The sequence below is a fragment of the Pseudoxanthomonas sp. SGT-18 genome (assembly GCF_003931645.1).
Taxonomy (GTDB): Bacteria; Pseudomonadota; Gammaproteobacteria; order Xanthomonadales; family Xanthomonadaceae; genus Pseudoxanthomonas.
The window spans coordinates 512,471-519,685 of record NZ_RRYJ01000002.1 but is presented as its reverse complement, the minus strand read 5'-3'; the positions used below and the strand labels follow the sequence as shown (position 1 = coordinate 519,685).

General features: G+C 71.8%; 5 protein-coding genes. 4 read left to right on the top strand and 1 reads right to left on the bottom strand.

All coding sequences use genetic code 11. The annotated features are described in order from the left end of the window. Window positions 1-267: 267 nt before the first annotated feature. Window positions 268-1,425, top strand: a complete 1,158-nt coding sequence (locus tag EIM47_RS05425) for an acyl-CoA dehydrogenase family protein (RefSeq protein WP_125076323.1) — start codon at window positions 268-270, stop codon at window positions 1,423-1,425. A 220-nt stretch (window positions 1,426-1,645) separates the two neighbouring features. On the opposite strand, the gene EIM47_RS05420 is transcribed toward EIM47_RS05425, so the two are convergent. Continuing rightward, a complete protein-coding gene (locus EIM47_RS05420) occupies window positions 1,646-4,462 on the bottom strand; it encodes a S8 family serine peptidase (protein WP_125076322.1) in 2,817 nt (938 codons plus the stop codon). A 146-nt stretch (window positions 4,463-4,608) separates the two neighbouring features. On the opposite strand from EIM47_RS05420, the gene EIM47_RS05415 reads away from it, so the two are divergent. From EIM47_RS05415 to EIM47_RS05405, 3 genes are all read left to right on the top strand, one after another. After that, window positions 4,609-5,784: a thiolase family protein gene (locus EIM47_RS05415; RefSeq protein ID WP_019399519.1), complete on the top strand. Its 1,176-nt coding sequence runs from the start codon at window positions 4,609-4,611 to the stop codon at window positions 5,782-5,784. A gap of 122 nt (window positions 5,785-5,906) precedes the next feature. Further along, window positions 5,907-6,248, top strand: coding sequence for a hypothetical protein (locus EIM47_RS05410; protein ID WP_019399518.1), 342 nt, complete (start codon window positions 5,907-5,909; stop codon window positions 6,246-6,248). A gap of 538 nt (window positions 6,249-6,786) precedes the next feature. Then, window positions 6,787-7,146 carry a hypothetical protein gene (locus EIM47_RS05405; protein ID WP_019399517.1) on the top strand — a complete coding sequence of 120 codons (360 nt, stop codon included), beginning with the start codon at window positions 6,787-6,789 and terminating at the stop codon, window positions 7,144-7,146. Window positions 7,147-7,215: the final 69 nt, after the last annotated feature.

The following is a 7,215-nucleotide window of genomic DNA, read 5'->3' as shown; positions in this document are numbered from 1 at the left end:
CGGGATTCGGGATTCGGGATTCGGGGTCCCGGTGCGTCCTGTGGCCTTGCGGGCATATGTGCCTGCGTACGCATAGGGTCGATGCGCCTGCTACGGGTGACCGGCTGCCTTTCCGGGTGTGGCCGTGGGCCTTGTCCGGGCTGTGTGCATGGCTGCCGGGCAGCGGAGAACCCCCATCCCGGCGGCGTTTGTTGCGTCCGCACATGACGCTTTCGCGTCCCGCACTACACTAGGTTCAAATGAAACAATCAGGGAGTGAGGCGGCCGATGCGAGCGTTCCAGCTTGGGGAGGAAATCGACGCGCTGCGTGAGGCCGTCCAGCGTTTCGCCGAAAGCGAGATCGCGCCGCGCGCGGCGCAGATCGACCACGACAACGCGTTCCCGCAGGACCTGTGGCCCAAGCTGGGCGAGCTGGGCCTGCTGGGCATGACCGTCGCCCCGGAATACGGCGGCAGCGGCATGGGCTACCTCGCCCACCTGGTGGCGATGGAGGAAATCTCGCGCGCCTCCGGGTCGGTGGGGCTCAGCTACGGCGCGCACTCCAACCTGTGCGTGTCCAACCTGTTCCTCAACGGCAACGAGGCCCAGCGCCGCAAGTACCTGCCGAAGCTCTGCAGCGGCGAATGGAAGGGCGCGCTGGCGATGAGCGAGCCGGGCGCCGGCTCGGACGTGGTCGGCTCCATGCGCTGCAGCGCCGAGCTGCGCGACGGGGTGTGGATCGCCAATGGCAGCAAGATGTGGATCACCAACGGCCCGGAAGCCGACGTGCTGCTGGTGTACATGCGCACCGCGGGCAAGGAGGCCGGCAGCCGCTGCATGACCGCCTTCATCGTCGAGCGTGGCATGCGCGGCTTCTCCACCGCGCAGAAGCTGGACAAGCTGGGCATGCGCGGCTCCAACACCTGCGAGCTGGTGTTCGACAACTGCGAGATCCCGCAGGAAAACGTGCTGGGCGAGGTCAACCAGGGTGTGCGCGTGCTGATGAGCGGCTTGGACACCGAGCGCCTGGTGTTGACCGGCGGCCCGATCGGGCTGATGCAGGCGGCGCTCGACATCGCCCTGTCCTACGTGCGCGAGCGCAAGCAGTTCGACGCGGCGATCGGCACCTTCGGGCTGATGCAGGGCAAGATCGCCGACATGTACACCGCGCTGCAGTCCAGCCGCGCCTTCGCCTACCAGGTGGCGCGCGATTTCGACGAAGGCCGGCGCTCGCGCGCCGCCGCGGCGGCCTGCCTGCTGCACGCCTCCGAGGCGGCGGTGCAGGTGGCGCTGGAAGGCATCCAGGCCCTGGGCGGTAACGGCTACATCAACGAGTACGCCACCGGGCGCATCCTGCGCGACGCCAAGCTCTATTCGATCGGCGCCGGCACCAACGAGATCCGGCGCATGCTGATTGGCCGGGAACTGTTCGAGGGCCGCGGCTGAGCCTGGCCCGCATGGCCCGGACAGGGCCGAAGGCCGCATCCGGCGACTTGCGCACGGGAGTCGCCCCCGGACCAGTCCTGCGGCAAGCCACAGCGCGTGGCGACGCGCCAGACCTCGCCGGCGCCCGGGTACTGCGGCGGCGCGGTGCGCGCCGCCTGCCCGGGCCAAGCGGCTGCGCCATTGAAGTGCGGCGGAAACGCCGCCGGCCACGCGCGGCGTTTCAGAAGTCCACGGCGTACTGGAGACTGGCCTGGCGTGCGTCACCGCGCGGTCCGAAGCGCTGGTCGAGGCTGAAGCCCAGCTGCGCGTGACGGCCGAGCCGGGTGCGCGCGCTCAAGCCGAACAGGCCACCGCCGCGGGTCGGATCAGCCGCGGCCAGCGGCGACCAGGCATCGACGCCGACGAAGCTGGCCAGCGGCGCCAGCCCGGCGCTGGACAGGGTGTGCTGCCACTCCGCATGCCCCTGCAGCTGCCACGCGCCGAAATGGCCGAACGCGCGCAGGCCGGCCAGGCCCTGGCTGCGGCGGGCATCGAGCGCGGCGCTGCGCAGGCCGAAGCCGGCGGCACCCTGCTCGCGGAAGCCGTCGCTCTGGACCTGCGCGTATTCCAGGCCCAGATACGGCACCAGACCGCTGGCGCCGGTGCCGAAGCGCCAGCCGGTTTCCAGCGCGGCCATGGCAAAGCGGCCGTCGTAACCGGCATGCACGGCGTGGCGGCTGGCACCGGCCAGCAGCTGGCGGTCGGTGCGGCGCTGCCACTGGCCGCTGCCGAACTGCCCGGCCAGATAGGCGCGCTCGCCGTGCACGCCGGCATAGGCCTGCACCTGCGCCTGGCGCTCGCGGCTGCGGTCGCCGAGCGCGCGCAGGCGGCTGTCGCCATGGGTTTCGGCCACGGCCAGGCCGGCAAACCTGCGCCCGTCCAGGCGCAGATCGTGGCCTGCCATCCAGCCGCTGACCCGGGCATCGCCGTGCGCGCCGCCGGCCAGCGCCGGTGCCCCCAGGGATTCGATCCAGCTGCCGCTGCTCTGGGCGCCGCCGGCCAGCTGGTCCAGGCGCGAGGACAACGTGCGCCGGCCCAGGTCCAGGCTGTCGAAGGTGGCGGCCATGGCCGCGGCATGCAATTCGCCGGAGAGGCTGCGCAGGGTGGCGGCCGCCGACTGCGCGTCCTCGGTGCGCTGGATGGCACCGGCAATGCGCTCGAAATCCGCGCCGGCCGCCGCCGGCGCGCCGTTCTGGTCCAGGCTCGAGAACGCCGATTCCAGGCGCCGGGCCGCGCCCAGCGCGGCCGGATCGCCGATGCCCAGCGCGGCGGCGGTGGCGGCCACGTCCACCCGGCGCAGCTCCATCCACACCCTGCTGCCGCCATACACCAGCGAGGCGTCCAGGAACACGCCCGGGCCCGCGCCCAGCCCGTCGAAGCGGCCGGCCAGGCCGCCCTCGGCGGACAGTACGTCCTCGCGCTCCTGCATCACGTAGCCCTGGCGCTGGCCGATGACCTGCACGTCGCCGCCTTCGATGGTGGCGCGGCCGCGCACCTGCATGCCGCCATTGCCCAGCACCAGGGCCAGGCGGCCGCCGGCCTGCTGGGTGTAGTCGCCCATCACCACCAACGGCGCGCCCTGCGCGCTGCCGCCGCCGTCGACCACGACGGTGCCGGCGTTGACCAGGTCCGCGCCCAGTTCGGTGACGCGCTCCAGCCGCGCGCCGCTGGCCACGTGGACGTCGGAGGCGGACAGGCCGCCGGGCGCGCGCAGCACGCCCTGTTCGATCCGGGTAGCGCCGGTGTAGGTGGACGGCTTCTCCAGCACCAGGGTGCCGCTGCCGCGCTTGACCAGGCCGCCGGCGCCGCTGATCGGGTTGCTCCAGGCCGATTCACCCTCGAAGCTCACCTCGACGTCGCCCCAGTCGAACTTCGCCGGCCCGCCAAGGGCGCGCGCCACGTTCAGCAGGCCGTAGCCGAACACCGCATCCGGGCCGGGCGCGCCGATGTCGGTGGCCGTGCCCAGCAAGGTCTGGCGGACCAGGTCGTTGTCGAAGTACGGGAACTTCTCCCACACCAGGGCTGCGGCGCCGGACACCAGCGGCGCCGCGTACGAGGTGCCGGAGCCATAGTAGTAAGTGGTGTTGCCCGCGGTGGCGTCGTGCCCGGGGTAGACCGAGGTGCCGGGCGCGGCCAGGCAGTAGTCGCGGCCCAGGCCGCAGGCATTGGCGTAGGAGGCCAGGCGGTCGGGACGGCTGGTGTCCACCGCGGTGACCGCCAGCCAACCACGTTCCAGGTCGGCCGCCGGGCGGGTGCCGTTGGGCCCGGCCTGGCTGGGCAGCGAGGCGGTATCGGTGGGATTGGCGCGGCCCTCGTTGCCGGTGGCGAACACCACCAGGCCGTCGTGGTCGCGGATGAAGAAGCGGTACTCCTCGGCGATCTGCGCGGTGACGCTGTCCCGGGTCCAGTACAGCCCGCCCCAGGAGTTGTTCATGATGCGCATGCCGCGCGCGGCCAGGTCCTCGTGGACCGGGCGCAGGCCCAGCGGGCCGCTGACCTCGTTACCGCGGCCGGAGCCGTCGTCGTCCGGGCGCCTGTCGTTGATGACCCGCGCCGAGAGGATGGTCGCCCCCGGTGCCACCCCACCCGGCCAGGGCCCCACCGGCACGCCGGCGGCGAGCAGGGCCACCGTCGTGCCATGGCCGACCACGTCGTCGACCGCGAGGTTGTTCGCCTGCGGATCCACGTAGTTGAGGTTGGCCGCCACCCGCCCGGCCAGGCCCGGGTGGTTGCGGTTCACGCCGGTGTCGATCAGGCCGATGGCATAGCCGGCACCGGTAAGGCCGCCACGTTGCCGGGCGCTGGCGTTGGTGATGGCCAGGTGCGCGTCCGCGGCCGGCTGCGGGACGTCGCTGGAAGGCGGCGGGGGCGTCGACGGATTGCCCGGGCGGACATTGCCGCCGCCTCCCCCGCCACCGCAGGCGGCCAGGGCGATGGCCACGGCGGTCGCCAGCAGCACGCGTGCGGCGCCGGAAGGATGTCGGGCACTTCCCTGCATCGTGTTCTCCCCGAAGGCGTGGCGCGGACGCCGCCACGGCCGTTCTATACCGCAAGCGTGCGCGGCTTGTCGCCTGCCACCGTGGGTGTGGCGCGCCCCTGCCGGGTGTGCGGATAATCGCGGCTCACCCTTTGCGAGGCACCCCCATGTCCGACATCGTGATCGTCGCCGCCAAACGCACCGCCATCGGTTCCTTCCTCGGCCAGTTCAACGGCGTGCCCACGCCCACCCTGGGCGCGGCCGCGATCGGCGCGGCGCTGGAGCAGTCGGGCGTGCCCGCGGCCGATGTGTCGGAAGTGATCATGGGCTGCGTGCTGCCGGCCAACCTCGGCCAGGCGCCGGCCCGCCAGGCGGCGCTGGCCGCCGGCCTGCCGACCTCCGCCGGCTGCACCACCATCAACAAGGTGTGCGGCTCGGGCATGAAGGCGATCATGCTCGGCCACGACCTGATCAAGGCCGGCTCGGCCTCGGTCGTGGTCGCCGGCGGCATGGAGTCGATGAGCAACGCGCCGCACATGATCCCCAACTCCCGCACCGGCAACCGCTACGGCGGTTTCCAGGCGGTGGACCACATGGCCTGGGACGGCCTGACCAACCCGTACGACGGCCAGTCGATGGGCGTGTTCGCGGAGAAGACCGTGGAGAAGTACGGCTTCACCCGCGAGGAGCAGGACGCCTACGCGATCGAGTCGGTCAGGCGCGCGCAGGCGGCGCAGGCCAGCGGCGCGTTCGAGGGCGAGATCGTCCCGGTCAAGGTCGCCACCCGCAAGGGCGAGGTGGAGATCGCCAGCGACGAACAGCCGGGCAAGTCCGACATCAACAAGATCCCGACCCTCAAGCCGGCATTCAAGAAGGACGGCACGGTCACCGCGGCCAGCTCCTCCTCCATTTCCGACGGCGCCGCCGCCACCGTGCTGATGTCGGCCGATGACGCCGCCCGCCGCGGCCTGCAGCCGCTGGCGCGGATCGTCGGCCATGCCACCTTCTCGCAGCAGCCGGAGTGGTTCACCACCGCCCCGGTGGGCGCCATCTCCAGCCTGCTGGACAAGGTGGGCTGGAAGGTCGACGACGTGGACCTGTTCGAGATCAACGAGGCGTTCGCGGTGGTGGCCATGGCCCCGATCCGCGACCTGGGCATCCCGCACCAGAAGCTCAACGTCAATGGCGGCGCGTGTGCCCTGGGCCATCCGATCGGCGCCACCGGCGCGCGTCTGGTCGTCACCCTGGTCAACGCACTGCGCAAGCGTGGGCTGAAGCGGGGTATCGCCGCGCTTTGCATCGGCGGAGGAGAGGCTACCGCTATCGCTCTGGAAATGGTGTAATCGTTTTCACGACGCCTTTACGGAACCTCACCTGTTGCTGCTTGACAGCAGAAACGGGCTTGTCATCATGTTGGCGGCGCGCAATAGCGCGTTGCCCAACTAAACGACGAGGAATATCCAACATGAGCATCAACAAGCTGCTGATCGCCCTGGCCCTGGGTCTGGCCCTGGCCGCGTGCTCGAACTCCGAGCAGGCGCAGGACGCGGCTGCTGCCGCTGACACCGCCGCTGCCGAGGCTCAGGCTGCTGCCGACGCCGCTGCCGCCGAGGGCTCCGAGGCTGCCGACGCCGCCCAGGTCGCCGCCGATTCGGCTGCTGCTGCTGCCGACACCGCCGCTGACGCCGCCGCTTCGGCCGAGGGCGCTGCCACCGACGGCGCCGCCGACGCTGCCGCCGACACCGCCGAGGCTGCTGCCGACGTTGCCGAGCAGGCCAAGGACGCTGCCGAAGAAGCCAAGAAGTAATAAGGCTTTACAGCACGCTGCACGGAAGGCCGCCGGGAAACCGGCGGCCTTTCGCTTTATCCGGATCCCGCTTTGCGGATGCGCGCGATATTCCACGCTTGCGGTTTTCCACCGGAATGGGCCGGCGCAACGCTGGCCGGATATCCATGCAACGGGCAGGCTGACCCGAGGCAGGCGGCGTTCGGCCGCACATCCCGTACTCGTGCGCCTCCTACCCGCTACGCCTCACCCGCGCGTATTGCCCCGCTCCACTGGCGGCCCCAACGGTAGGAGCGTGGCGTGGCTGCGCCTGCGGGCCTGCCATGCCACCCCTGCGCCGCTCCATACGGTGCGCTGCCAGCTGCGCATGAAAACGTTTAGCTGCTTCCGCGGAATGGCCTCCGGACCCCAAACCTGAATACGCAGATGAACGGCAGTTCAATAGTCCCAGCCTATTGCTGACTGGACTGTTCAGCCGGTTCACGGCACGCCCACCGCGGCCGGGGAATGCTGCCGCCGCGCCAGCCTGGCGCCCCATTCCCCGGAACAGGAGTCGACCATGACCCGCAACCGCATCCTGCTGATCCCCGCCGCCGCTGCCCTCGCCCTGGCCTTGGGCGCCTGCGACAACTCCTCGCGCGAGGAGGCCCGCGCCGAGGCCGCGGCCGCCGGCGACCATGCCGCCGCGGCCGGCGAGCACGCGGCCGCCGCTACCCGTGAGGCCGCCAGTTCGGCCGCCGATGCCACCCGCGAGGCCGCGGCCGACGCCGAAGTGCACGCCCGCGAGGCCGGCCAGCGCGCCGAGGCCGCCACCCGCGAAGCCGCCGCCGACGCGGCCGAAGCCACCGCCAACGCCGCCGACGCGACCGCCGACAAGGCGCGCGAGGCCGCAGCCGACGCCCGCACCGACAACGACTGATCCATCCGGGCCGGCCGCGCCGCGGCCGGCCCGTGTTGCGGCGCCAGAAGGCGCCAGGGACGCGCTGGC

Coding starts and splice junctions, on each gene's coding strand:
- EIM47_RS05425 (WP_125076323.1), top strand. CDS start 268: ATGCGAGCGTTCCAGCTTGGGGAGGAAATCGACGCGCTGCGTGAGGCC.
- EIM47_RS05420 (WP_125076322.1), bottom strand. CDS start 4,462: ATGCAGGGAAGTGCCCGACATCCTTCCGGCGCCGCACGCGTGCTGCTG.
- EIM47_RS05415 (WP_019399519.1), top strand. CDS start 4,609: ATGTCCGACATCGTGATCGTCGCCGCCAAACGCACCGCCATCGGTTCC.
- EIM47_RS05410 (WP_019399518.1), top strand. CDS start 5,907: ATGAGCATCAACAAGCTGCTGATCGCCCTGGCCCTGGGTCTGGCCCTG.
- EIM47_RS05405 (WP_019399517.1), top strand. CDS start 6,787: ATGACCCGCAACCGCATCCTGCTGATCCCCGCCGCCGCTGCCCTCGCC.